This window comes from Caulobacter sp. 05T431, from assembly GCF_056665975.1.
In genome coordinates this window covers 1-350 of sequence record NZ_JBFTKU010000206.1, presented here as the reverse complement: position 1 = coordinate 350, position 350 = coordinate 1, and the positions used below count along the sequence as shown (strand labels likewise).

1 protein-coding gene is annotated in these 350 nt (G+C 53.1%); it reads right to left on the bottom strand.

What is annotated here, in order from left to right:
- Positions 1-143 precede the first annotated feature (143 nt).
- A partial coding sequence (locus AC1U89_RS25125; RefSeq protein ID WP_479902328.1) for a DUF6953 family protein occupies positions 144-350 on the bottom strand: 207 nt, incomplete at its 5' end.

The window sequence follows — 350 nt, the reverse complement described above, 5'->3', positions numbered from 1 at the left end:
GCGGTCAGCAGAATAGCGGCGAGCAACGTGGCGAGAGCGTTTTTCATAGTTTGATAATAAAAAGATGTCGCACGGAGAACGACACAGTTATTCGTGTGTCCTGGGCGGCGCAGAACTCGAGCCTCAACGCGGCCCGGCTGCCATCAACCCCTAGCTTCGCGTCCAAGCTCATCCTCCGGCACGCGGAAACGCCAGTATCGGTCCGGCTTCACCCAAACCACGGTGTTCACTGTTAATTGGCGGAACGCGGCAAGTATCTCTTTACCAATCACTTGATTGCCGTCTGCGTTCTCGATCAAAAAGTCCTCTCGCCTTGCATTTATTATGTAGTCCACGACGTTGTCTTGATA